The organism is Aeromonas oralensis (genome assembly GCF_049665575.1).
Taxonomy (GTDB): Bacteria; Pseudomonadota; Gammaproteobacteria; order Enterobacterales; family Aeromonadaceae; genus Aeromonas; species Aeromonas hydrophila.
In genome coordinates this window covers 2034288-2056786 of the sequence record NZ_CP187186.1, presented here as the reverse complement: position 1 = coordinate 2056786, position 22499 = coordinate 2034288, and the positions used below count along the sequence as shown (strand labels likewise).

Genomic DNA, 22499 nt, shown 5'->3' with positions numbered 1-22499 from the left:
CTGCCATCAGCGCAGCTGAATGGTCATGTTGGGGCCGCTGGGAATGTCTTCGTCGAACCAGCGTTCGGTGACTGTCTTGGTCTCGGTGTAAAAACGCACCGCCTGCTTGCCGTAGGCGTGCAGATCCCCGTAGAAGGAGCCGCGCCAGCCGGTGAAGGAGAAAAACGGCAGCGGCACCGGGATGGGCACGTTGATCCCCACCTGGCCCACCGCCACCTCGTGACGAAACTTGCGGGCAGCCGCGCCACAGCCGGTGAAGATGGAGGTACCGTTGCCGTAGGGGTTGTCGTTGATGAGGGCGAGCGCCTCATCGAGGTTCGCCACCTCGAGACAGGCCAGCACGGGCCCGAAGATCTCCTCCTGGTAGATGCGCATCTCTGGGGTCACCCCGCGAAACAGGGTCGGCCCCACCCAGTTGCCCACCGGGTAGCCGGGCACATCGCAAAAACGGCCGTCCAGCAGGCACTCGGCCCCCTCGGCGATCCCCGCCTCGATGAGCCCCTCCACCCTGACTTTCGCCTCCGGGCTGATGAGTGGGCCGTAGGCGGCTTCGGGATCGTGCCAGACGCCGGGCTTCACCTTGGCGAACTCGGCGGCGAGCTCGGGGATCCACTCCCGGGCACTGCCCACGAACACCGCCACGCTGATGGCCATGCAGCGCTGACCGGCGGCGCCGACCCCGGCCCCCACCAGGTTGCTCAGCACCTGCGCCTTGTTGGCATCCGGCATGATCACCATGTGGTTCTTGGCACCGACAAAGCACTGGGCCCGCTTGAGCTGCGAAGTGGCGCTGCGATAGACGTGACCGCCAACCCGGGCCGAGCCGACGAAGCTGACCGCCTTGATGTCGGGATGGGCCAGCAGCGCATCCACCTGCTCGGCGCCGCCATGCACCACCGACAAAATGCCCCTGGGGGCCCCCGCCTCGGCAAACAGCTCGGCCAGGCGCATGGGGGTGAGCGGATCCTGCTCGGAGGGCTTGAGCACGAAGCCGTTGCCGCAGGCCACCGCCAGCGGGAACATCCAGAGCGGGATCATGGCCGGAAAGTTGAAAGGAGTGATGCCAAGGCAGACCCCGAGCGGCTGCACCCAGGAGTGACCGTCGACCCGCCGTGCCACGTTGCCCATGGTCTCCCCCAGGGTCTGGCTCGCGATGGCGCAGGCCTGCTCCACCACCTCGATGCCGCGCCACACATCCCCTTTGGCATCCGCCAGATTCTTGCCGGTCTCCTGGGCCAGCAGGGCCGCCAGCTCGTCGTGATGCGTCTTCAAGAGATGCTGGTAGTTGAACATCACCCGGGCCCGCTCGGAAGCCGGCACCTCCCGCCACAGTAGATAGGCGTCGTGGGCGGTGCGCACCGCCAGTTCAATTTCCGCCGAGGTGGCCTTCGGCACCCGCGCCAGCAGGCTCTGATCCGCCGGGTCGGTCACCTCGATCCACTGCTCGCTCGCGGAAGGATACGCCTCCCCGCCGATGTGCAGCGGCACGTCGCCGAACCGGGTCTGATGGTTGTTCATGGGCACTCTCTCCTTGCTGGCACATCATGGGCCGCTTGCGGACGGACCATGGGCACTCCTGTGACGGGGGCCATCACGACCGGGCAATCGTCCTTGCCGTCATGGCGCAACAAATTTACCTTAGACTAACAATCAACTTACGTTTACGCTAACGTAAACTTATATCACAAATGGACTGACCAGTTTGGCCCCCTGTTTCAGCTCGGCCGCCAAGCTGTCACCCTTCATATGAGGAGAGCAAGGATGCATGCAGTGATGGACGAGACCCTGTGCGCCCTGACCGAGCAGGTCGAGGCCTTCTGCCAGAAAGTGATTGCGCCGCGAGCGGGCGACATCGATCAGAGCAACGTCTTCCCCCGCGATCTCTGGCCCCGCATGGGGGAGCTGGGTCTGCACGGCATCACGGTGGCGGAGGAGTATGACGGGGTGAACCTCGGCTATCTGGCCCATGTGCTGGTGATGGAGCAGGTGAGCCGCGCCAGCGCCTCGGTTGGCCTCTCCTACGGCGCCCACTCCAACCTCTGCATCAACCAGATCCACCGCCACGGCACCCCTGATCAGAAGGCGAGATATCTGCCTGATCTGGTCAGCGGCAAACACGTGGGGGCGCTGGCCATGAGCGAGCCGGGCGCCGGCTCCGACGTGGTGAGCATGCGCCTCACCGCGGTGCACGAGGGGGATCACTTCGTGCTCAATGGCAACAAGATGTGGATCACCAACGGGCCCGATGCCGACACCTTCGTCATCTATGCCAAGACGGATGCCGCCGCCGGCCCCAAAGGGATTTCCGCCTTTATCGTCGAGGCGGGGACTCCCGGTTTCTCCACCGCCCAGAAGCTCGACAAGCTCGGCATGCGCGGCTCCAGCACCTGCGAGCTGGTGTTTGACAACTGCCAGGTGCCGCAAGCGAACCTGCTGGGCCCCTTGCACGGAGGCGTCAAGGTGCTGATGAGCGGGCTCGACTACGAGCGGGTGGTGCTGGCAGCCGGTCCCCTTGGCATCATGCAGGCCTGCATGGACGTGGTGCTGCCCTATGTGCGCGAGCGCAAGCAGTTCGGCCACCCCATCGGTGAGTTCCAGCTGGTGCAAGGCAAGCTCGCCGACATGTATACCCGCCTCGCCAGCAGCCGGGCACTGGTCTATTCGGTTGCGAGCGCCTGCGATCAGGGCCGCACCAGCCGCAAGGATTGCGCCGCCGCCATTTTGTTTGCCGCCGAGAACGCCACCCAGATGGCGCTCGATGCCATCCAGCTGCTCGGCGGCAACGGCTACATCAACGAATACCCCACCGGCCGCCTGCTGCGGGACGCCAAGCTCTACGAGATAGGTGCCGGCACTTCGGAGATCCGCCGCTGGCTCATCGGCCGCGAGCTGATGGGGGATAACGCATGAGCAGGATCCACTCCCGCCTCGACACCGCCAGTCCCGACTATGAGGCCAATCGGGCCGCCATGCAGGCACTGGTCGACGATCTCAATGCCCGTCTGGAGGAGATAGCCTTGGGCGGGGGCGCTGCCAACAACGCCCGCCATCAGGCCCGCGGCAAGCTGCTGCCCCGCGAGCGCATCAACCAGTTGCTGGACCCAGGTTCCCCCTTTCTCGAGCTCTCGGCGCTGGCCGGCTGGCAGGTCTATGACGAGCCAGTGCCTGCCGCCGGCCTCATCACCGGCATCGGCCGGGTCTCTGGGCGCCTGTGCATGCTGGTGGTGAATGACGCTACCGTGAAGGGCGGCACCTACTACCCGCTCACGGTGAAGAAACACCTGCGCGCCCAGGCCATCGCCGAGCGGCTGCGCCTCCCCTGCCTCTATCTGGTGGATTCCGGCGGCGCCTTTCTGCCGATGCAGGACGAGGTGTTCCCCGACCGGGATCACTTTGGCCGTATCTTCTACAACCAGGCCCGCATGTCGGCCCAGAACATTCCCCAGCTGGCGGTGGTGATGGGGCTCTGCACCGCCGGGGGAGCCTACGTGCCCGCCATGGCGGATGAGTCGATCATGGTCAGGGATCAGGCCACCATCTTTCTGGCGGGGCCGCCGCTGGTCAAGGCCGCCACCGGCGAGGAGATCAGCGCCGAGGCGCTGGGCGGCGCCGAGGTACACTGCGCCCACTCCGGGGTGGCAGATCACATGGCACGTGACGATGGCCACGCACTGGTCATCGCCCGCACCCTGGTGACCCACCTGGGGAGCGAACCGGTAGAGACCAGCCCCGGCCATGAGCCCCCCTGCTACCCCATCGAGGATCTCTACGGCCTGGTGGGCACCAGCCTCAAGCGCCCCTATGACGCACGGGAGCTGATCGCCCGGCTGGTGGATGGCTCTGACTTTGACGAATTCAAGGCGCTGTTCGGCACTACCCTGGTCACCGGCTTTGCCCGGATCTGCGGCATGCCGGTGGGGATCCTCGCCAACAATGGCGTGCTGCACAGCGACAGCGCCCAGAAGGGGGCCCACTTCATCCAGCTTTGCAACCGGCGCGCCATCCCGCTGATCTTTTTGCAAAACATCACCGGCTTTATGGTGGGAAACCAGGCTGAGCGCGAAGGGATCGCCAAGCACGGCGCCAAGCTGGTCACCGCCGTGGCCTGCAGCCGGGTGCCCAAGATCACCCTGATCGTCGGCGGCAGCTTCGGTGCCGGCAACTACGGCATGTGCGGGCGCGCCTACGACCCCGATTTTCTGTTCAGCTGGCCCAACAGCCGCATCTCCGTCATGGGGGGCGAGCAGGCGGCCGGGGTGCTGGTGCAGGTGCGCCGAGACAAGCTGGCGGCCGAGGGCAAGCCATTGAGCGAGCAGGAGGCAACCACCATCCGCACACCGGTGATCGAGCAGTATGAGCGTCAGGGTCACCCCTACTACGCCAGCGCCCGCCTGTGGGATGACGGCGTCATCGACCCGGCCCAGAGTCGCACCGTGCTGGCGCTGGCGCTGGCGGCCTGTCAGGGGGCCGAGACCGGCCCGGAACAGTACGGCATCTTCCGGATGTAAGGAGTTCACATGTCCGATCCACTCAGTCACGCTCTCCAGCCCGGTTTTCGGCTGGAGCGACACGGCCCGCTGGCCGAGCTGGTGCTCGACCACCCGGCCCGCCACAACGCCTTTGACGCCGACCTTATGCTGGGGCTGCTCGACTGCCTCGACGAGCTGGCCCACACCCACGGCCAGGCCCTCGCCGATCGCCCCCACGCCTTACTGCTGCGGGCCGAAGGCAAGCATTTTTGCGCCGGCGCCGATCTCAACTGGATGCGCAACCTGGCCCACGCCGATTTCGAGCACAACCGGGAAGACGCCCGAGTGCTGGCCCGGCTGATGCAAACCCTGGACGAGCTCCCCTTCCCCACGGTGGCGCTGGTACAGGGCGCCGCCTACGGCGGAGCGCTGGGCCTCATCTGCGCCTGCGATCTGGTGCTGGCCGCCGATGACGCCCGCTTCTGCCTCTCCGAGGTGAGCCTCGGGCTGGTGCCCGCGGTGATCAGCCCCTACGTGGTGCGCGCCATGGGGATGCGCCAAGCCCGCGCCCTGATGCTCTGCGCCGAACCGTTCGATGCGGTGACCGCCTGCCGCCTCAACGTGGCGCACCGGCGCTGCCCGCCGGATCAGCTGCTGGCCGAAGGGCGTGCGCAGGCCCTGCGCCTGTGCCGCAACGGGCCGGAAGCGATGAAAGAGACCAAGCGGCTGCTGGCCGCCCTCGAGAGCCACGGCGCCAGCCTGCACGAAGAGAAAACCGTCGAGACCATCGCCCGGGTAAGGGTCGGTCTCGAAGCCCAGGAGGGGATGCAAGCCTTCTTCGACAAACGCCCCCCCGCCTGGCGCTCCCGTTTCAAGGACGAAGCATGACTCAATACCACCCCATCAAGCGCCTGCTGATCGCCAACCGCGGCGAAATCGCCGTACGCATCATCAAGACCGCTCGGCGCCTCGGCATTCACACCATCGCCCTCTACTCGGACGCCGACGCCCACGCCATGCATGTGCGGGAAGCCGACGAAGCCTGGCATCTGGGACCCGCACCGGCCAGAGAGAGCTACCTCGACACCGGCAAGGTGCTGAAGATTGCCAAAGAGGCGCGGGCCGACGCCATCCACCCGGGCTACGGTTTTCTGTCCGAGAACAGCGACTTTGCCACCGCCTGCGAGCAGCGTGGTGTGCGCTTCATCGGCCCAAGCGGCGCCGCCATCCTCGCCATGGGCGACAAGTCGGGCGCCAAGGCGCTGATGCAGGCCGCCGGCGTGCCGGTGCTGCCCGGTTATCACGGCGCGGATCAGCACCCCGACTTTTTGCGCGATCAGGCGAGCCAGGTGGGCTTCCCGCTCCTTATCAAGGCGGCCAGCGGCGGCGGTGGCAAGGGGATGCGCCGGGTCGATCAGCTCGCCGACTTTGACGACGCCCTGGCGGCGGTCAAGCGGGAGGCCAGCGCCGCCTTCGGTGACGACCACGTGCTGCTGGAGCGCTATCTCGCCCGCGCCCGCCACGTGGAGGTGCAGGTGTTTGCCGATACCCTTGGCAACGCCATCTATCTGGGAGATCGGGACTGCTCGTTGCAGCGCCGTCACCAGAAGGTGATCGAGGAGGCCCCCGCCCCCGACATCGTACCGGCGCTGCGCCGCGCCATGGGCGAGGCCGCCGTCGCCGCCGCCCGGGCCATCACATATCGGGGGGCTGGCACCATCGAGTTTCTGCTGTGCGGAGAAGAGTTCTTCTTCATGGAGATGAACACCCGGCTGCAGGTGGAGCACCCGGTCACCGAGGCTGTCACCGGTCAGGATCTAGTGGCCTGGCAGCTGGCAGTGGCCGAAGGCAAGCCGCTGCCGCTCACTCAGGATGAGGTGGTGCTGCGCGGCCATGCGGTGGAGGCGCGCCTCTACGCCGAGGACGTGGCGGCCGGTTTTCTGCCCGCCAGCGGCCCCATCAATTGGCTTCACTGGCCAGATGGCGTGCGCATCGACACCGGCGTCGACGCCGGCGATGCGGTGAGCCCCTATTACGACCCCATGATCGCCAAGCTGATCGCCCACGCACCGAGCCGCAGCGAGGCCTTTGCCTGCCTGGCCGACGCGCTGGCGGCGCTGGAACTCGGCCCCTTGGTGCACAACGGCCCGCTCTTGCTGCGCCTGTGCGAAGAGCCAGAAGTATTGGCCATGGGCCACCACACCCAGTGGCCCATTCCCACCGACACTCTGCCCGTCCCGGCGCTCGCCTGGCCGCTCGCCGCCCTCTGGCTCGCCAGTCGCGAGCACGGCGCCTCCCCCTGGCAGCAGGCCGCAGGCTTTCGGCTGGGCCCCACCCGCAGCTTTAGCGCAGCGGTGCGCATCGGCGAGGAGGCCCGCGTGCTGACCCTCGCCGAGCGGGCAGGCAGCCTGCTCTGGCAGGGCGAGCAGATCCCGTTCGAGCTCGGGGCGGATCAGATCCGCCTGCAGCAGGCCGGCAGCTGGCAGCGCTACCCGCTACACACCCTCGGCGAGGGCGACTATCTGCTGCACCTGGCGGGCAGGCGCATCCGCTTTTCGGCCGATGATCAGCATCATCAGCTGCACCATGATCACGAGGCCGGCGATGCCCCCGGCATCATGGCCCCCATGCATGGCATCGTCGTGGCATTGCAGGTCAAGGCCGGCCAGCCGGTCAGCAAGGGGCAGCCCCTGCTGGTGCTGGAGGCGATGAAGATGGAGCTCGTCCTCAAGGCCGATCGGGATGGGGTGATCGAGGCGCTGCAGTGCCGCCAGGGCGAACAGGTGAGTCAGGGCGCCCTGCTGGTGCGCTTTGCCGAGCAGCATACCGCGCAGGAGGAGCGCTCATGAGCCGAGCACAGGAGAGCCGGGACGACAAGGTCAGCCTGGTGGAGATGGGGCCGCGGGACGGCCTGCAAAATGAGGCCGCCACCCTCTCGCTGGTGCAGCGGCTGGAGCTCATCGCCCGCCTGGCCGAGAGCGGGCTGCAGCGCATCGAGGTCGGCGCCTTCGTGTCACCCAGGAAGGTGCCGCAGATGGCGGATTCCGCCGCACTGTTCAACGCCCTGCCGCGCAGGGGGCCGACCCGCTATGGCGCCCTGGTGCCCAATCTGCAGGGTCTGCAGGCCGCCATTGCCGCCCGCGCCGACGAGATAGGCCTCTTCACCGCCTGCTCCGACGGCTTTACCCGGGCCAACATCGGCATCAGCGTGGAGGAGTCGCTGGTACGCTTCGCCCCGCTGGTGAAAGAGGCGCGCAGCCTCGGCATCAAGGTGCGCGGCTACCTCTCCACCGTCATCGCCTGCCCGTTCGATGGCCCGACCCGGCCCAAGCGGGTCGCCGCCATGGCTGAGCGGCTGCTGGATCTGGGTTGCCACGAGATATCGCTCGGCGACACCATCGGCGTCGGCACCCCGGGCACCGTGGCCCCCATGCTGGATGCGGTGCTGCACGAGATCCCGGCCGGCCGGCTCGCGGTCCATTTTCACGACACCTATGGCCAGGGGCTGGCCAACCTGCTGCCGGCGCTGGAGCGCGGCATCCGCACCATCGACAGCTCGGTGGCCGGCCTCGGCGGCTGCCCCTATGCCCCCGGCGCCTCCGGCAACGTCGCCTCGGAGGAGGTGGTCTACCTGCTGCACGGCCTTGGCATGAGCACCGGCGTCGATCTCGACCAGCTGGCTGCCACCGGCCAGTGGGTCAGCGAGCAGCTCGGCCGCCCCAACGGCTCACGGGTCGGCCGGGCCCTGCACACCAATGCCGAGCGGCTGCGTACCCGGCTGTGCCAGCCATCCCCGCAATAAGGAGCCCTGCCATGTCCAATACCCTCGCCCACGGGCTCGCCGGCAAGGAGGTGACCTACAGCATCTCCGAGCTGGCCCACGAGTTTGACATCACGCCGCGCACCATCCGCTACTACGAGGACGAGGGGCTCATCACCCCGACCCGGGAGGGGCAGACCCGCATCTACAGCCACAAGGACAAGATCCGGCTCAAGCTGACCCTGCGCGGCAAGCGCCTCGGCTTCAGCCTGGCGGAGATCCGCGAGCTGTTCGACATGTATGACACCGACCGCTCCAGCAAGACCCAGCTCAACTCCATGATCCAGCTCATCGAGGCCAAGCGTCACTCCCTGCGCCAGCAGCTGGAGGACATCCAGATGGTGATGGCTGAGCTGGAGGCAGCCGAGCAGCGCTGTGTTAATTCCCTTAACAGCTTGAAAACCAGCGCAGATTAACCGAATCTGGGATCATCTCTGCCTGCTGGGAGACCCCATGAAACGCTGGTGCTGGTTGTTGCTGCTGCTCTGCTGTACGGCATGGGGCCACCCGCTGATCCGGGTCGGTGGCTACCCCTATGCTCCCTTCGTCGTCAAGGACGACAGCGGCCGCTATCGCGGGCTGACTCTGGATCTCATTGCCCTGCTCAACGACATCCAGCAAGATGTGCACTTCGTGTTCGTGCCCACCTCGGCCCCCCACCGCTACAAGGCGCTGGCCCTCGGTCGCTTCTCGCTGATGCTGTTCGAAGATATCCGCTGGGACTGGAATGCCGATCAGGTGCGCATCAGCCGTCCGCTGCTGCTGGGCGGCGAGCGCTACGTCGCCCTCAAGGCACAGGGGCGGGATCAATCCTTCTTTGACAACCTGGCCCAGCGCCAGCTGATCGGGGTCAGTGGCTATCACTACGGCATCGCCGATTTCGACGCCACCGCGAGCACCCTGAAGCAGCGCTTCAATATCACCCTGGTCAAGGACAACATCAGCGCCCTGCAGGGACTGTTCAAGGGGCGCGGCGAGGTGGCCATCCTCAACCTCTCCTACCTCAACCAGTTCGACAAGGATTACCCCCAGCAGGCAAGCCAGCTACTGCGCTCCAACCGGTGGGATCAACAGTATGAACTGCGCGCCCTGCTCAGCCCGGACGCAGGGATCTCGGTACAGCAGCTGGAACAGTGGCTGGCGCAGTTGAAAGAGAGCGGGAAATTGGCAAGCCTTTGGACAAAGTACGGCGTACAGCATCAAGTGGCACCATGATCATGCCCTGAAAGTTTGTTACCCTATGCGCATCAATTGGAGACCCTCATGCCCAAGCCTCTGCGTGCCCGTCTGCTGCGCTACGCCCTCTACCTCTGCGCCGCCCTGCTGATCTCCCTGCTTATTCTGTTATGGCAAGCCCCCACGCTGACCCAGCGTCACCTGCCAAGCTGGCTGGCCAAACACTACGGCCTGCACCTGAGCCTAGGGGAGATCGACGTCGGCCTGCGCCACCCCTCCCTCGCCATCGGCCCCACCACCCTGTTCGATGACCAGCAGCAGCCCCTCGTCGCCTTTGAACGCCTGCAGCTCACCCCCTTGCTAGGGGAAAGCTGGCGCCAACGCGCCCTGATCCTCAACGAGGCGCGCCTCGTCAAGCCAACCGTCAACCTGGTGCGACTGGCGGATCAAGGCAAAACCGTTCGCTTCAATTTGACCGAAGCGCTGGCCAGACTGCTCGTGCAAGATGATGTACCGACCACCAGCAACAAGGCCCCCCTGCTGGTGCAGATCAACCAACTGGCGGCAGAGCAGGGTCATATCGCCTATCAGGACAGCCGCAAGCAGAGCAGCCCCGGCTGGGTGCCCACCCTGACCCTGAGCGGGCTCGACCTGCAACTGCCGACCTTCTCCACCGCCCCTGGCCACGCCAACCCCTTCGTGCTTGCCGCCACCCTCAATCAGCAGAGCCCGCTCAAGGCGAGCGGTGAGCTCGACATCATGAGCGGCGCCGGCAAGGGGAAGATTAGCCTCGGCAAGCTGGCGCTCGCCCCCTTCGCCCCGCTCTGGGCGCCTTATCTCGACGTCAAGCTGGCCAAGGGCGAGGCCAACGCCGAGCTTGCCTACCAGATAGCCGAGGGGAAGCAGGGGCTGAGCTGGCAACTATCCAAGGGCAAGCTGACCCTCAATGACTGGCAGTTCCAGCGCCGCAAGGGCGGCGAATTTGCCCGCTTCAAGCAGCTGGCGCTGACCGGCATCGCGCTCGACGGCAACAAGCAGGCGCTGCAGATCGACCGGCTGGCGCTCAAGGCCCCGGCCCGTCAGCGCGGTGCTCGATGCCAACCAGCAGCTGGATCTGGCGACTCTGCTGCTCCCCCAGCCGCCGGTCAACACCAGTAAAGCCGCCAAACCGGCGGCGCCGGGCAAACCCTGGCGCTGGAACCTCAAGCAGACTCGCATCGAACAGGGCCAGCTCAAACTGACCGAATCGAGCAGCGGCAAACCGCTGCTGCGCGAGCTTTCCGCCCTGACGCTGGCGCTGGGTCCGCTGGGCAGCCAGAGCGGACAGACCAGCCCGCTGACCTTGAGCGGGGCGCTCAACAACCAGGCGAAACTGGACTTTGACGGTGACCTCTCCCTCACCCCCTTCAGCCTCAACGGCGAGATCAAGCAACAGGGCCTGCCGCTCAGCTGGGCCCAGCCCTATCTGCAGGATCTGCTGCGCATCAGCGTGCGCGACGGCCAGCTTGCCAGTCGCACCAAGCTGGTGCTGGCCACCGATACCAAGGGGGCATTGAGCAAGCTGGAGCTGAGCGGCGGGCTCGATATCGAGCGGCTCAACGTGCTGGATCGGGCCGACAATCAGCGCCTGCTGCAAATTGAGCAGCTGCAACTGAGCGGCCTGCACTACGACGGCATCAGCCAGCAGGTGAAGATCGACGACATCCTGCTGCGCAAACCCTTCGCCCGCATCGAGATCAACGAAGACAGGGTCACCAACGTGCAGCAACTGCTGCTGCCGCAACCCGCCACGGCCAAGTCCGCCAGCAGCGGGCCAGCCCCTCGCGTCAGCATCGCCCAGGTCCGCACCGAGCAAGGCAACCTGCGCTTTGCCGATCGCAGCCTGAGCCCGGAATTCGTGGTGGACATCGCGGCCCTCAGCGGCCAGAGCCGCCACATCAGCAACATCCCCGGCCAGCGCTCCGAGCTGGCCTTCAACGGCAAGGTGGACCGCTACGCCCCGGTGACCATCCGCGGCGGCACCAACCTGCTGATCGAGCAGCCGGTGCTGGACGTGGCCGTCACCTTCAACAATCTGGAGCTCACCACCTTCACCCCCTACTCCAGTACCTACGCTGGCTATGCCATCGACAAGGGCCAGCTCTCCATGAAGCTCAACTACCAGTTGCAGGGCAACCGGCTGGAGGGGGACAACGACATCACCATCAAGAAGCTGCAGCTGGGGGAAAAGGTCAAAAGCGAGCAGGCCAAGGATCTGCCGCTGGGGCTGGCGGTCGCCCTGCTGAGCGATGCCAACGGCGTGATCCAGATGAACCTGAAGGTGAAGGGTAACCTGGATCAGCCGGACTTCAGCCTCGGCAACATCTTCTGGGACGTGCTCGGCAACACCCTGCGCAAGGCGGTCACCTCCCCCTTCTCGCTGCTCGCCTCCCTGGCGGGCGGCAGCGAGGATCTCGATGAGCTGCCCTTCCTGCCCGGTGAGCCGGATCTCACCCCCACCCAGCAGGAGAAGCTGGCCAAACTGGCACAGGCCCTCAAGGACAGGCCCAAGCTCAGCATGAACATTCGCGGCAAGGTCAACTTCAACGAGGAGCGCCCCATCTTGCAGCGCCAGAAGCTCGAGCGAGTGCTGGCCAAGATCAGCGGCGGCCCGGTGGACCTCGAGCTACTGGAGCAGGACCTCGCCATGCAATCGGCGCTGGCACAAGCTTATGAAGCCCGTTTCAACGAAGATCTCGGGGATCTGGCCGATCGGCTGAAGCTCGATGAAGAGAGCCCGGCCCTGCGCGCCCAGGCGGTTCTTCTGCTGCGGGATCAGCAGCTCATCACCGCCAAGTCCCTGCGCAATCTGGCCATGCGCCGCGCCCAGAACACCAAGGAGTTTCTGGTGGATCGCCAGGGGATCGCACCGGAGCGGCTGTTCGTGCTGGACAGCCAGGTCAAGGAGGCCGACAAGGAGGCCAAGGTGGTGCTGACCCTGGACGATTGAGCCGGTGACATCAGCAGGATGAGGGGGATGCCATCTCTCTCATCCTGCACGTTGCACGCTCTTCATCTCCTGCCGCTAGCCGCCAAATCCATCGTCTCGCCGTACCCTTGTTTTCCACCTTCTTCGGCCAGCCACTGACTCTCTCGGCAATTCAGCCACCGCACGGTCAAGCCTGCGCGCGGTGACACAGCCACAGCCACTTACTGGCCCAGAATTCTCTCACTCATCCCCTTTTGCCTTTGGCCGTTTCACACCTCAACTCCCTAAGCGAACCAGTCAGGCGCCTAACAAGTCCGGCACAAAGATCCCTGCTCGACCTTGAGGGTGCTGCTAGCAGACAGCTTGGCCGTTTGCCTTAATCAAGCAATGAACGCCTATTGTCTGATGGCATATGAGAGCATTTTTTAGCCTCGAATGTACTCGGGCTTGGCAATGGGCATCCCGTTGACGGCACTGCTCAGCCCATCGGCCAGATTTGTATGAAACTTTCAGAATCGTGCTGTTCAATACAATTTTTCAACCTTGTCAGCACCATTCATTCACCTGCCATCTACCTGGATCGCACGAATGGTCAGTCAGGTAAAAAATCCCGTTATTTTTTTACCGTTTCGGCCATTCCCCCCCTTGCCCAGCGCCAAGAGCCTGCCTAAAATCGCGCGTCTTTTATCAACCCCCACCTCTATTTTTGGAGAACGCCACGTGAGCGAAAAATTGGCCAACCCTGCCCCTCTGGGTCTGATGGGTTTCGGTATGACCACCATTCTGCTGAACATCCATAACGCAGGTTTCTTCCCCATCAGCGCCATGATCCTGGCCATGGGCCTGTGCTATGGCGGTCTGGCCCAGATCATCGCCGGTATCATGGAGTACAAGCGCGGCAACACCTTCGGTGTGACTGCCTTCATCTCCTACGGCACCTTCTGGTGGAGCCTGGTGTTCCTGCTGGTGATGCCGACCATGGGTCTGGCCGAAGCCACCCCGCACACCTACATGGGCTGGTACCTGCTGATGTGGGGCATGTTCACCCTGTTCATGCTGATCGGGACCGTCAACTACCCGCGCGTGAAGCAGTTCGTGTTCGCCTCCCTGACCGTGTTGTTCTTCCTGCTTGCCGCCCGTGACTTCACCGGCAGCACCCTGATCGGCACCATCGCCGGTTTCGAAGGCATCATCTGTGGCGCCAGCGCCATCTACCTGGCCATGGCCACCGTGATCAACGAGCAGTTCGGCCGCACCGTGATGCCCATTGGCGATCACAAGAAAGCCGCCGCCGTTCAGCTCAAAGCCGCTGCCTAAGCACCCGGCCGACACAGCTGTCACGAAAAAGGCACCCTGCGGGGTGCCTTTTTGTTGGGCGCGATTTGCCAGGTTCACCCGACTAGCCGTAATACTCGGGCTCCCCCGCCAGCAGCCGGGTGGCAGGAAAACGCGCTGCCGGTTGCTGGCCGAAGAAGCGGGTAAACTGCTGATACACCGCCGGATAGGTGTCGCGCAGGCGCAGCGGATCGGTGAAAAAGCACTCGCTGCACACCGCAAAAAATTCGGCCGGGTGCGAGGCGGCATAAGGATCGATGGCTGTGGGTTCATTACGATCCAGCTGACCCTGCATCGCATCGAATGCCGCCTGTAGCGCATCGGTCCACTGGCGCGGATCCATGCCCGCAGGCAGCGGCGGCGCCCCGTCGGCCTCCCCTCCCAGCATGTCGAGCTTGTGGGTCAGCTCGTGGATCACCAGATTGAAGCCGTCCCAATCCCCGTCCTGCTGCAGCTCACTCCAGGCCAGCACCAGCGGCCCCTGCGGCCAGGATTCGCCGGCGTTCTCCTCTTCAACCTCGCTCACCAGCCCGAATTCGTCCTGCACCTGCTGTCGGCGCACCACCGGTTCGGGGATCAGGATGATCTCGTGAAAGCCCCGATACCAGTCGAGCCCCAGATGCAAAATGGGCAGCGCCGCCTGCAACGCCAGCACCGCCTGCTGACGGGGTGTGAGCGATACCCCGAGCTGGGTCAGAGTCTTGCGGGCCAGCAGCTGCTGCGCCAACCCGATCAGGGTCTGCTCCTCCTCTTGGGAAAAGCCCTGCAAAATGGGCACCGCAGCCAGGGCCTGCTGCCACTCCAGCGCGCCAGGCCCATTGTCATCTTGCCGGGACGCACCACCAAACACACTTCGTAAGCGGGACCAGAACACGCGGACTCCTCTTGCTGATCAGACTGTTTTCACAAACCGTTTCGGACGCTCGACATACCCCTGTGCCAGATAGAAACGATGAGCCCCTTCCCGCTTGAGGCTGCTGGAAAGCTCCAGCTGGCTGCAACCCTGCGCTCGCGCCCGCTCCTCTGCCGCCACCAGCAGGGCGGCGCCAACGCCGCGTCCCCTTGCACCCTCATCGACAACCAGCGCCGAGATCAGGCCCCACGCTGGTGCAACGTGCAGCGGGCTGAGCCAGTGCCACACCAGCACGCCCGCTATCTCTTCCCCCAGACAGGCCACCAGCACCTCGCGGGCCGGATCTTGCACCAGCCAGCGCTCGCCCAGCACCTGCGGGCTGACCGGGTAATCCAGCTGGCCGAGCAGGTCGGCCATGGCGGCCGTATCCTCGGCACACGCCGGGCGGATCATCGCTATTTCTTGCTCCATCTTCATCCTTGGCCTTGATTTTGCTCTCCCTCTCCCACCGCAGAGCGCCGACGAAAGAGGAGATGATACCGGGCCGGCACCGCAATCTGTCCAGTTGCACCGGCCATTTGTTAATGTCAATTCACAAATTAACAAGATAACAACATATTTCGCTGGGAAGCCCCAGCACAAATCGATATGTTAAAACCCGCGGACTGGCCAGTGGAAACATCCACCGACCCGTCCCACACCATAACGAGTGACCCGAGGGTCACCACCAATTTGAGGGAGCGGGGCACAGACCCCGCCAACAAGACAGCACAACAAAGGAGTTGTTGTACATGAATGAGATCGTCAATGCCATCAATGGTGTGATTTGGAGCCCGGCGCTCATCTATCTGTGTCTGGGGGTAGGCCTCTACTTCTCCCTGCGCAGCCGCTTTTTGCAACTGCGTCACATCAAGGAGATGATCCGGCTGATGTTTGATGGCAAGAGCACGGATGCGGGCGTCTCCTCCTTCCAGGCGCTGGCCATGACCCTGGCTGGCCGGGTCGGTACCGGCAACATCGCCGGGGTCGCCACCGCCATCACCTTTGGCGGCCCGGGTGCCATGTTCTGGATGTGGATGGTGGCCTTCCTCGGCTCCAGCTCCGCCTTCGTGGAGTCCACCCTGGGTCAGGTCTACAAGGAGAAGATCAACGGCGAATACCGCGGCGGCCCGGCCTTCTACATCGAGAAGGGGCTCGGCATGAAGTGGTACGCCTGGACGTTCGCCATCGCCACCATCTTTGCCTGCGGCGTGCTGCTCCCGGGGGTACAGGCCAACTCCATCGGTGCCAGCCTGCAGACTGCGTTTGATATCGATCCGAACGTCACCGCCGCCGGTCTGGCACTGCTGCTCGGCTTCATCATCTTCGGCGGCGTCAAGCGCATCGCCAACTTCGCCAGTACCGTGGTGCCCTTCATGGCGCTCGGCTACATCATCGTCGCCTGCGTCATCATCGCCCTCAACATCCACGCCCTGCCCGGCGTGATCCTGCTGATCTGGAAGAGTGCCTTCGGCTTTGATGCCGGCTTTGGCGCCATTTTGGGTCTGGCCATCATGTGGGGGGTCAAGCGCGGGGTCTACTCCAACGAAGCGGGTCAGGGTACCGGGCCGCACGCCTCCTCCGCAGCAGCGGTGAGCCACCCGGCCAAACAGGGCCTGGTGCAGGCGTTCTCGGTCTACATCGACACCCTGTTCGTCTGCTCCGCCACCGGCTTTATGCTGCTCATCACCGGCCTCTACAACGTGCAGGGTCCGGACGGCGCCGCCCTCTACACCGGCATCGCCGGCGTGGCTGCAGGCCCGGGCTACGTGCAGACCGCCATGGAGAGCATGATGCCTGGCTTTGGCAGCATGTTCGTGGCCATCGCGCTGTTCTTCTTCGCCTTCACCACCATCGTTGCCTACTACTACATCGCCGAGACCAACATCGCCTACATCAACCGCAAGGTGAACCGTCCCTGGCTGACCTTCGTGCTGAAATTGACCCTGATGGCCTCCACCGTCTATGGCACCGTCAAGACCGCCGAGCTCGCCTGGGGCATGGGTGACATCGGCGTCGGGCTGATGGCCTGGCTCAACATCATCGCCATCCTGCTGCTGCAAAAGACCGCCTTTGCCTGCCTGCGCGACTATGAAGCGCAGCAAGCCAAGGGGCTGGATCCGGTGTTCCACCCGGAGAAGCTCGGCATCAAGAACGCCGACTACTGGGCCGGTCACCGCTCCGAAGAGAACCTGGAGCAGGAGAAATCCGGTCACCCCTTCGAACCGGACCAGGATCGCAAGATCTCCTGATCGCGCACCACTCCCCAACAAAAATGGCAGCCTCGGCTGCCATTTTTGTTTCTTTAAATTCAATACCTTGTGTTAACTCAATTAGTTGCGTGCCAAAAGCATCGACGGCGCCTACCTGGACGATAGCGAAGAGGCTGACACTGCCGCCGATGAAGGTTCTCTGCATGCCGTTGCCTGGGCCAGTTGGTGGGGTATTTGCACCTTCCAGCAGATCGGCGGCGCCCCGGTCGGGGTATGGCGCGAGCTGCGCCGCATCAGCAACGCCAAGCAGCATGCCGATCTGGTTGGCCCCAAGCCCGTGCTGCAAGACCCGCGCTTTGAGGCCGCCCGCTTTGCCGCAGATAACGGCATCTTTCGCTGCTACCAGCACGCCATGGGCGGCGCACTGGCCACCCGTGCCGAACACCCCATCAAGCTGACCCACCTTATCGAGGAGCAGGCCAATGCTCAAGGCGAAGACATCAAGCGCCTGATGGGCATTACCTCCGCTCGCCTTGGCATCAAGACCCGCCTGCAAGGGTGGGAAATTATTCCCGCCGGCACCCATGAAGCCAAGAAAGCCGCCGAGGCTGTAGCGAGGGGGGTTGGGGTTCAAACGGGCGACAGCCCGGCACCTTGGAGCTCTGACAATAACTGTACGCGGCCGGATCCAGAAGCTTTCGCTGACCAGATCATGAAGGAACAATGGGGGTTATCGCCCTTCTCCATTGACCGTTTACGGTCGGGTGCCAGTGTCAGGGCCGACGGTTTCACCCTATGGTTGGAGAACGGGCAGGTGCAGTCGAGCCGATCGCTTCCAAGCGAGCCAGATTTGCAACTGGATGGGCTACAGCCAGCCGAACAGGACCTGCCGGATGAGTACGCGGTACCAGAGGGGGATGAGGACTGGCCGATGCTGGTTGAGCTGTGCAGCAAGGTCTACCAAGTACAGGGGCATACCGGGGCGCACCGCTGGATCGAGATGCTGCCCCAGCCCTATCAGTCAGAGATGTGGCGTGTGCTAGAGGAGCTGGCTACGCCAGAGTGGATGCAGGAACAGGGCGACTACAGCGAACAAGAGTGTAAGGCATCAGGTGCAAAGCAAGGGCTCCTGCGCCCATCCTGCATTACTGACACAGCCAGACTTAGCCGCCGGGATACCGACCACGTATCAGACCCGAGCTTACCGCACTACAGTAACTGTGCGTTCCGCTGATGGCTGGCCAATGGGCCTACGCCATATCGCGGAATGGCTCCCCCCAGTAGAACGACCATTGCGGCACCATCCACTGCGCCAAAACAGAGCGCACCCTATGGACGGTCCCAGGCAGCCCTACCAACCTAACCAACCCAGGCACAGCAGAACAGCTCAACCCATCGTACATGCCAGCACAGTACCAGGTGGTGGCTAACCACAGATAAATTAGTACCAGAAGGCAGTCATTAGTGATCTGCGCCGCCGTGGTAGTTGGGAGGCCCAAGTCATCATTCCCGAGTATGACTCTCTTATTCTGGTACCGAAAACTCGGGACTTAAGCCCTAACGTTTAGCTAACCTGACAAAAACACAAAGCAGTTTTTGGTCGGGTTTTGCGCCTTGTGAGTCATTAATCCAACTTAATGAATTTTGGCTTGGGCGAAATTATTTTGGGTGCCATTTTCTTAACATGAAGCCAGTCAGGGGCATTCACGCTTATAAGCTTATGTGTACTAGCTACCAAGTCTTGTTGGGCTGCATCATTCAATGCTCCTTCAATGTCTATAGCTTTGGCATCCGGATATTTTTCAATTTGCTCTTGTATCTTCTGAGCTTTAGCGCTTGGCTTGATGAAATATGGTGGCTGTTCTTGTTTTCCTAATGTGCAGATAGCTCTAGCAACCGCATGATATGCATCATTAAATAGTCCCATAAATCCGTTGGGATCAGCCAAAGTAACGAGCCACAGCCCATGTTTTTGACTATATTTAACGCCACCAGTATTATTGAAATGTGTAGACTCAGGAACTATGCCAATTCTAAGACCAGCTCCCCCTTCTAGTTGAGCAAAATTAGACTTTATCGTGGCAGCGAAATAACGAGGATCATCTGAGGCAGATAGAAAAAGATCTGTTTTCCATATTTTTTTAATTCTATCATTTAATTCTGACTCCGCGGTATGTCCGCGAGCAGCGACTTGAACCCAAGGACCAAATCGAAAAGGTTTTCCACTCCCTTGTGGCAGTAGGTAAGAGTCGGTGCCAGCTTCATCTACCATTGCATCAAGAAAGCCTAAATATTTAGCTCGCTCCTGCCCAAATAATAATGAGGTTGGCTCAGTGTCTTTAACGTATTTAGATGCTCGCCGCATCGCATTGCTTACTGGGTTTATTACACTCGGTTCCTTACCAAGGATCGCTTCGTGCACTGCCCATTCAAAGCCATCGCCTCGCATTCCTTTGTCACGTTCAAGCCGAGCAATTTTCGCCAGTTGTCTCATCCTCACCTGATCTAATGGTGTGTTGATATCCCTCAGATCCTCATCTGAAATAGAATCAATAAGTGCTCTAAGCACAGATCTGCAAACAGCGTAAAGGGCGCGTCCATATTCATCTATTGGTGCATTTTGTTCAATAAAAGTGACATTTGCTGACATTGTATTTCTTCCATTTTAACTGGCCAACCTCAAGGCAACCGCGCGGTAAGCATCGACTGACTTTGTTTGTTATATTTTTACTCTTCAATTTCAGTGAATGTATAATCTACTCCCCCATTCCAACGCTCAAGCTCATGACCACATTTGCAATGAAATTGCCCCTTTTCTCTAACTGGTTGTTCAAACTTAACCGTATTATATTTCTTACCACACTTCTCACACTCTGTAATGTACTCAGTTTTATGCCAAGACCCCATGAGCTACCCCTCTTTATTTAGTATTTAATGAAACTTCATAAGTTGATATTTAAAACGACCAAAATGCATCTTCGATTTTGGATCGTAGCTGCCCCCCAAATTATTATCCAGACGTCGCCTTGACCTTTTTAATTAATTCATCCCTTTGTGTTTTACAAACATCAACAAAACCCTTCCCATTACTTTGTAGCAACTTCTTTTTCTCTGCTTCTGTCTGCTTTATTATTCTTGCAGTGGTTGGAATGAATTTCCAACGATCATTAACTGGTGATACTTCAAGGATGGAGCCGTCCATCGTCAACTTTATCTCGGATAAGTTTCGACGTGAACCATTTATATACTCAAATAAAATCCCATCAGCGGTCTGACTAAATAGTGAAACTTTCGCATCAAGCATAAGCATACCTAGCAAAGGTATAGTATCACAGACATTCTTAGTGAATATGACGCCGGATATTGTACCGTGATATGATTCCATATCAATTACTAGATCAGTATCAGATAAATGTAAATCTTGCCAATCTACATTGAATTCAGTATCAGAACTCCAAAAACCAGACCAACTTGCATCATCAAAATACCATATAGAAAACTTATCATAGGTAGATTCTATGGCTTCAGGTAGCTTTTGGACATTTTCAAAAAACTGAGGTCCATTTGTGACAGCAGCGTAAATAATACCTGCAATGACACAAATGACTGTCCATGTCTTTTTATACCATGGCTTTTCTTTATCTTTCATAAAATTACCGGGATAGTTAAAGCCTGACAATTTATTATGCGAAAGGTTTCCACATAGTAACAAACCTCTTTTTCGTATATATCCAACACACTTTTTATACATTGAAGATATTGCTGAGATCTCAAAATCCTACGTTAACCAACTTGGCCCACGCAGTGGATATGTGGAACCTTTCCTTATCATCCGACCACGAGCCTCAATGCCGCCCCCCGTACTTGTCTCTCTTTACTAGTAAACAAGATAGCTACCGCATAGGGTTTCAGCTCCCAACGCGCTGCTTTAAAACTGGATTGGAGGGGGCAATCATCAAGCATCTCAACTGCCTGCCATTAGAACTGTGCGAGCCGAATAAACAGGGTATCAAACGTAGACCATTGCAGTCAGCTAAAAGTTATCCATCAGTCTGATTTTTCTCTCATTTTTTGATTAAAGTCAGCCTTGTGGGAGGCACAAAGAGAAGATAGGCAGTGGCAACCGTAACAGAGGAGGATATCCCTGATGACGAACCATCGTGCAAGAGCAGGAAAACAACTGGGGGCGCTATTGCGCCCCCAGTCCTTTCAGTACCATCTGCCGTCCCTCTGGCGTAAGTGACCCCATCAAGCTCAGCACCAGTTGGTTCGTGGTCTTGGCCGAGGGGCTTAGGGTGTGGGCGAACGACAAGGTGGCCACCCAACTGTGACCACATTCTGTATCGGTGCACTGGCAATAGAGATCCGAGACATCATCACTCAGTCGGTTAGTCTTGATAATACGGCCCCGCTGGCCACACACTTTGTAATAAACCCGTATTGCCCCCTTTGCTATCCAAATCAACAGCCTATCTTGCCACAGCAAACGCTGAGGCCTGCGATCCGACCTATTACACCGCCGTCATCTGGCCGAAGCACGATCGCGGGTCCGGCCATGGCACAGTGCAGTCGCTCAAGACCGAAGTGGTCAATGGCAAGCTCAAGCCGATCAAGCAATTCGCCTACCTGGGGCATGCCTACCCGTTGGGCCTCGGCGTCACCGATGAGCCCAACCCGCGGATAAGGAAATGAAACCAGAACGGTTCGATCAGATGCTGGGGGCCCTCAATGGCCTTGGCACCAAGATCGATACCATATCCCTGCCTGTCAGAGCGCGTTGCGGCGCGGCCCGAACGGCAGACGCCAACGAAACAGGCTGTTGAGGGTGGCGCGCCACTGGTTGGGGCGTCCCAGGATCTGCTTTTGCAGCCGGGTCTCTTCTTTGAGCATGGCCTCGTCGCTGCGGGCCCAGGCCTGGTTGTAGAGCTGCTTGATCCCCGCCAGCGCGTCCGGCGACTTGGTGATGAGGGTCTTCACAAACTCCCGCGCCTCGGCCAGCGGATCGTCGCAGACCCGGCTCACCAGCCCGAGGGACTTGGCCTCCGGCGCCGGCAGCTCGCGTCCGCTCATGGCCAGCTCCATGGCGGTATCCACCCCCATCAGGTTGCGCATGGTGACGCTGCCGCTCATGTCGGGGATGATGCCCCACTTGATCTCCATCACCGAGAAGCGACAGTCGGGGGTGCTGAAGCGAAAGTCGGCGCCAAGCGCGATCTGCAACCCGCCGCCAAAGCAGACCCCCTGGGTCACGGCGATCACCGGCACCGGCAACTCGTGCCAGCCATAAGCCACCCGCTGGGCCAGGTTAGTGGCTTCATCCGCCTCGCGTTTTAAAATCTCAAGCGCCGCCACCGGCTGCTTGAGCATGGATTTCACATCCAGCCCGGCACAAAAGGCCCGCCCCTCCCCGTGCAGGATCACCGCCCGCAGCCCCTTGTGCTGGCGCAGCTGGTCGAGTACCCCGTCGATGGCGCTGAACATGGCCCTGTCCAGCGCATTGAGCTTGTCGCCCCGTGCCAGCATTACCTCGGCGATGCCGTCCCGGATCTCGAATTTGACCCTTGGTTTTTCCATTTTCCTCTGTCCTCTCCTGAGCTCACACTGGTCATACCACCACGTTATCAGA

Annotated in this window: 17 protein-coding genes and 2 pseudogenes; 12 read left to right on the top strand and 7 right to left on the bottom strand. The window is 61.3% G+C overall.

Features of this window, described 5'->3' with window-relative positions; translation table 11 throughout:
• Nucleotides 1-6: 6 nt before the first annotated feature.
• Nucleotides 7-1518 carry a CoA-acylating methylmalonate-semialdehyde dehydrogenase gene (locus ACPDZI_RS09725; protein WP_438834435.1) on the bottom strand — a complete coding sequence of 504 codons (1512 nt, stop codon included), beginning with the start codon at nucleotides 1516-1518 and terminating at the stop codon, nucleotides 7-9.
• Nucleotides 1519-1761: 243 nt separating this feature from the next.
• On the opposite strand from ACPDZI_RS09725, the gene ACPDZI_RS09720 reads away from it, so the two are divergent.
• The 9 genes and pseudogenes from ACPDZI_RS09720 to ACPDZI_RS09680 all read left to right on the top strand — a co-directional run bounded on the left by ACPDZI_RS09720 (nucleotide 1762) and on the right by ACPDZI_RS09680 (nucleotide 13750).
• Complete coding sequence (locus ACPDZI_RS09720) at nucleotides 1762-2910, top strand: isovaleryl-CoA dehydrogenase (RefSeq protein WP_438834434.1); 1149 nt, start codon at nucleotides 1762-1764, stop codon at nucleotides 2908-2910.
• Nucleotides 2907-4508, top strand: coding sequence for a carboxyl transferase domain-containing protein (locus ACPDZI_RS09715; protein WP_438834433.1), 1602 nt, complete (start codon nucleotides 2907-2909; stop codon nucleotides 4506-4508). The genes ACPDZI_RS09720 and ACPDZI_RS09715 overlap by 4 nt, the downstream gene beginning before the upstream one ends.
• Before the next feature lie 9 nt (nucleotides 4509-4517).
• Nucleotides 4518-5357 carry an enoyl-CoA hydratase-related protein gene (locus tag ACPDZI_RS09710; protein ID WP_438834432.1) on the top strand — a complete coding sequence of 280 codons (840 nt, stop codon included), beginning with the start codon at nucleotides 4518-4520 and terminating at the stop codon, nucleotides 5355-5357.
• Nucleotides 5354-7318, top strand: a complete 1965-nt coding sequence (locus tag ACPDZI_RS09705) for an acetyl/propionyl/methylcrotonyl-CoA carboxylase subunit alpha (protein WP_438834431.1) — start codon at nucleotides 5354-5356, stop codon at nucleotides 7316-7318. Before ACPDZI_RS09710 ends, ACPDZI_RS09705 begins: the two co-directional genes overlap by 4 nt.
• Complete coding sequence (locus ACPDZI_RS09700) at nucleotides 7315-8271, top strand: hydroxymethylglutaryl-CoA lyase (protein ID WP_438834430.1); 957 nt, start codon at nucleotides 7315-7317, stop codon at nucleotides 8269-8271. The genes ACPDZI_RS09705 and ACPDZI_RS09700 overlap by 4 nt, the downstream gene beginning before the upstream one ends.
• Nucleotides 8272-8282: 11 nt before the next feature.
• Nucleotides 8283-8705, top strand: coding sequence for a MerR family transcriptional regulator (locus tag ACPDZI_RS09695; protein WP_016350898.1), 423 nt, complete (start codon nucleotides 8283-8285; stop codon nucleotides 8703-8705).
• A 37-nt stretch (nucleotides 8706-8742) separates the two neighbouring features.
• Nucleotides 8743-9504, top strand: a complete 762-nt coding sequence (locus ACPDZI_RS09690) for a substrate-binding periplasmic protein (RefSeq protein ID WP_438834429.1) — start codon at nucleotides 8743-8745, stop codon at nucleotides 9502-9504.
• A gap of 48 nt (nucleotides 9505-9552) precedes the next feature.
• Nucleotides 9553-12454, top strand: a pseudogene (locus tag ACPDZI_RS09685) (DUF748 domain-containing protein).
• Between the two features lie 699 nt (nucleotides 12455-13153).
• Nucleotides 13154-13750 carry an acetate uptake transporter gene (locus ACPDZI_RS09680; protein ID WP_438834428.1) on the top strand — a complete coding sequence of 199 codons (597 nt, stop codon included), beginning with the start codon at nucleotides 13154-13156 and terminating at the stop codon, nucleotides 13748-13750.
• An 82-nt stretch (nucleotides 13751-13832) separates the two neighbouring features.
• Here the strand turns inward: ACPDZI_RS09680 and ACPDZI_RS09675 are convergent, their stop codons facing one another.
• Entirely contained in the window at nucleotides 13833-14642 is an 810-nt protein-coding gene (locus ACPDZI_RS09675) for a zinc-dependent peptidase (protein ID WP_438834427.1), read from the bottom strand.
• Nucleotides 14643-14660: 18 nt separating this feature from the next.
• Entirely contained in the window at nucleotides 14661-15098 is a 438-nt protein-coding gene (locus ACPDZI_RS09670) for a GNAT family N-acetyltransferase (RefSeq protein ID WP_187267325.1), read from the bottom strand.
• Nucleotides 15099-15412: 314 nt separating this feature from the next.
• Between ACPDZI_RS09670 and ACPDZI_RS09665 the strand changes: the two genes are divergently transcribed.
• Both ACPDZI_RS09665 and ACPDZI_RS09660 read left to right on the top strand, forming a co-directional pair.
• Complete coding sequence (locus tag ACPDZI_RS09665; RefSeq protein ID WP_024943954.1) at nucleotides 15413-16912, top strand: alanine/glycine:cation symporter family protein; 1500 nt, start codon at nucleotides 15413-15415, stop codon at nucleotides 16910-16912.
• Nucleotides 16913-17003: 91 nt separating this feature from the next.
• A pseudogene (locus ACPDZI_RS09660) lies at nucleotides 17004-17975 on the top strand (replication endonuclease); the annotation flags it as partial.
• Between the two features lie 522 nt (nucleotides 17976-18497).
• On the opposite strand, the gene ACPDZI_RS09655 reads toward ACPDZI_RS09660, so the two are convergent.
• The 3 genes from ACPDZI_RS09655 to ACPDZI_RS09645 form a co-directional block, all read right to left on the bottom strand.
• On the bottom strand, nucleotides 18498-19523 hold the full coding sequence (locus ACPDZI_RS09655; RefSeq protein WP_438834426.1) for a hypothetical protein: 1026 nt from the start codon (nucleotides 19521-19523) through the stop codon (nucleotides 18498-18500).
• Between the two features lie 360 nt (nucleotides 19524-19883).
• Nucleotides 19884-20522 carry a hypothetical protein gene (locus ACPDZI_RS09650; RefSeq protein WP_152608366.1) on the bottom strand — a complete coding sequence of 213 codons (639 nt, stop codon included), beginning with the start codon at nucleotides 20520-20522 and terminating at the stop codon, nucleotides 19884-19886.
• Between the two features lie 540 nt (nucleotides 20523-21062).
• The gene (locus ACPDZI_RS09645) at nucleotides 21063-21314 is read right to left on the bottom strand and encodes an ogr/Delta-like zinc finger family protein (RefSeq protein WP_438834562.1); all 252 of its coding nucleotides are present in this window, start codon (nucleotides 21312-21314) and stop codon (nucleotides 21063-21065) included.
• Here ACPDZI_RS09645 and ACPDZI_RS09640 point away from each other — a divergent pair.
• Nucleotides 21314-21565: a hypothetical protein gene (locus ACPDZI_RS09640; protein ID WP_438834610.1), complete on the top strand. Its 252-nt coding sequence runs from the start codon at nucleotides 21314-21316 to the stop codon at nucleotides 21563-21565. The two genes, ACPDZI_RS09645 and ACPDZI_RS09640, sit on opposite strands and share 1 nt — an antisense overlap.
• Before the next feature lie 75 nt (nucleotides 21566-21640).
• Here the strand turns inward: ACPDZI_RS09640 and ACPDZI_RS09635 are convergent, their stop codons facing one another.
• Nucleotides 21641-22447: a crotonase/enoyl-CoA hydratase family protein gene (locus ACPDZI_RS09635; RefSeq protein WP_438834425.1), complete on the bottom strand. Its 807-nt coding sequence runs from the start codon at nucleotides 22445-22447 to the stop codon at nucleotides 21641-21643.
• Nucleotides 22448-22499: the final 52 nt, after the last annotated feature.

Excerpts from the sequence above, each read along its gene's own strand:
- ACPDZI_RS09725 (WP_438834435.1), bottom strand. The coding sequence starts at position 1,518 with ATGAACAACCATCAGACCCGGTTCGGCGACGTGCCGCTGCACATCGGC.
- ACPDZI_RS09720 (WP_438834434.1), top strand. The coding sequence starts at position 1,762 with ATGCATGCAGTGATGGACGAGACCCTGTGCGCCCTGACCGAGCAGGTC.
- ACPDZI_RS09715 (WP_438834433.1), top strand. The coding sequence starts at position 2,907 with ATGAGCAGGATCCACTCCCGCCTCGACACCGCCAGTCCCGACTATGAG.
- ACPDZI_RS09710 (WP_438834432.1), top strand. The coding sequence starts at position 4,518 with ATGTCCGATCCACTCAGTCACGCTCTCCAGCCCGGTTTTCGGCTGGAG.
- ACPDZI_RS09705 (WP_438834431.1), top strand. The coding sequence starts at position 5,354 with ATGACTCAATACCACCCCATCAAGCGCCTGCTGATCGCCAACCGCGGC.
- ACPDZI_RS09700 (WP_438834430.1), top strand. The coding sequence starts at position 7,315 with ATGAGCCGAGCACAGGAGAGCCGGGACGACAAGGTCAGCCTGGTGGAG.
- ACPDZI_RS09695 (WP_016350898.1), top strand. The coding sequence starts at position 8,283 with ATGTCCAATACCCTCGCCCACGGGCTCGCCGGCAAGGAGGTGACCTAC.
- ACPDZI_RS09690 (WP_438834429.1), top strand. The coding sequence starts at position 8,743 with ATGAAACGCTGGTGCTGGTTGTTGCTGCTGCTCTGCTGTACGGCATGG.
- ACPDZI_RS09670 (WP_187267325.1), bottom strand. The coding sequence starts at position 15,098 with ATGAAGATGGAGCAAGAAATAGCGATGATCCGCCCGGCGTGTGCCGAG.
- ACPDZI_RS09665 (WP_024943954.1), top strand. The coding sequence starts at position 15,413 with ATGAATGAGATCGTCAATGCCATCAATGGTGTGATTTGGAGCCCGGCG.
- ACPDZI_RS09655 (WP_438834426.1), bottom strand. The coding sequence starts at position 19,523 with ATGTCAGCAAATGTCACTTTTATTGAACAAAATGCACCAATAGATGAA.
- ACPDZI_RS09650 (WP_152608366.1), bottom strand. The coding sequence starts at position 20,522 with ATGAAAGATAAAGAAAAGCCATGGTATAAAAAGACATGGACAGTCATT.
- ACPDZI_RS09635 (WP_438834425.1), bottom strand. The coding sequence starts at position 22,447 with ATGGAAAAACCAAGGGTCAAATTCGAGATCCGGGACGGCATCGCCGAG.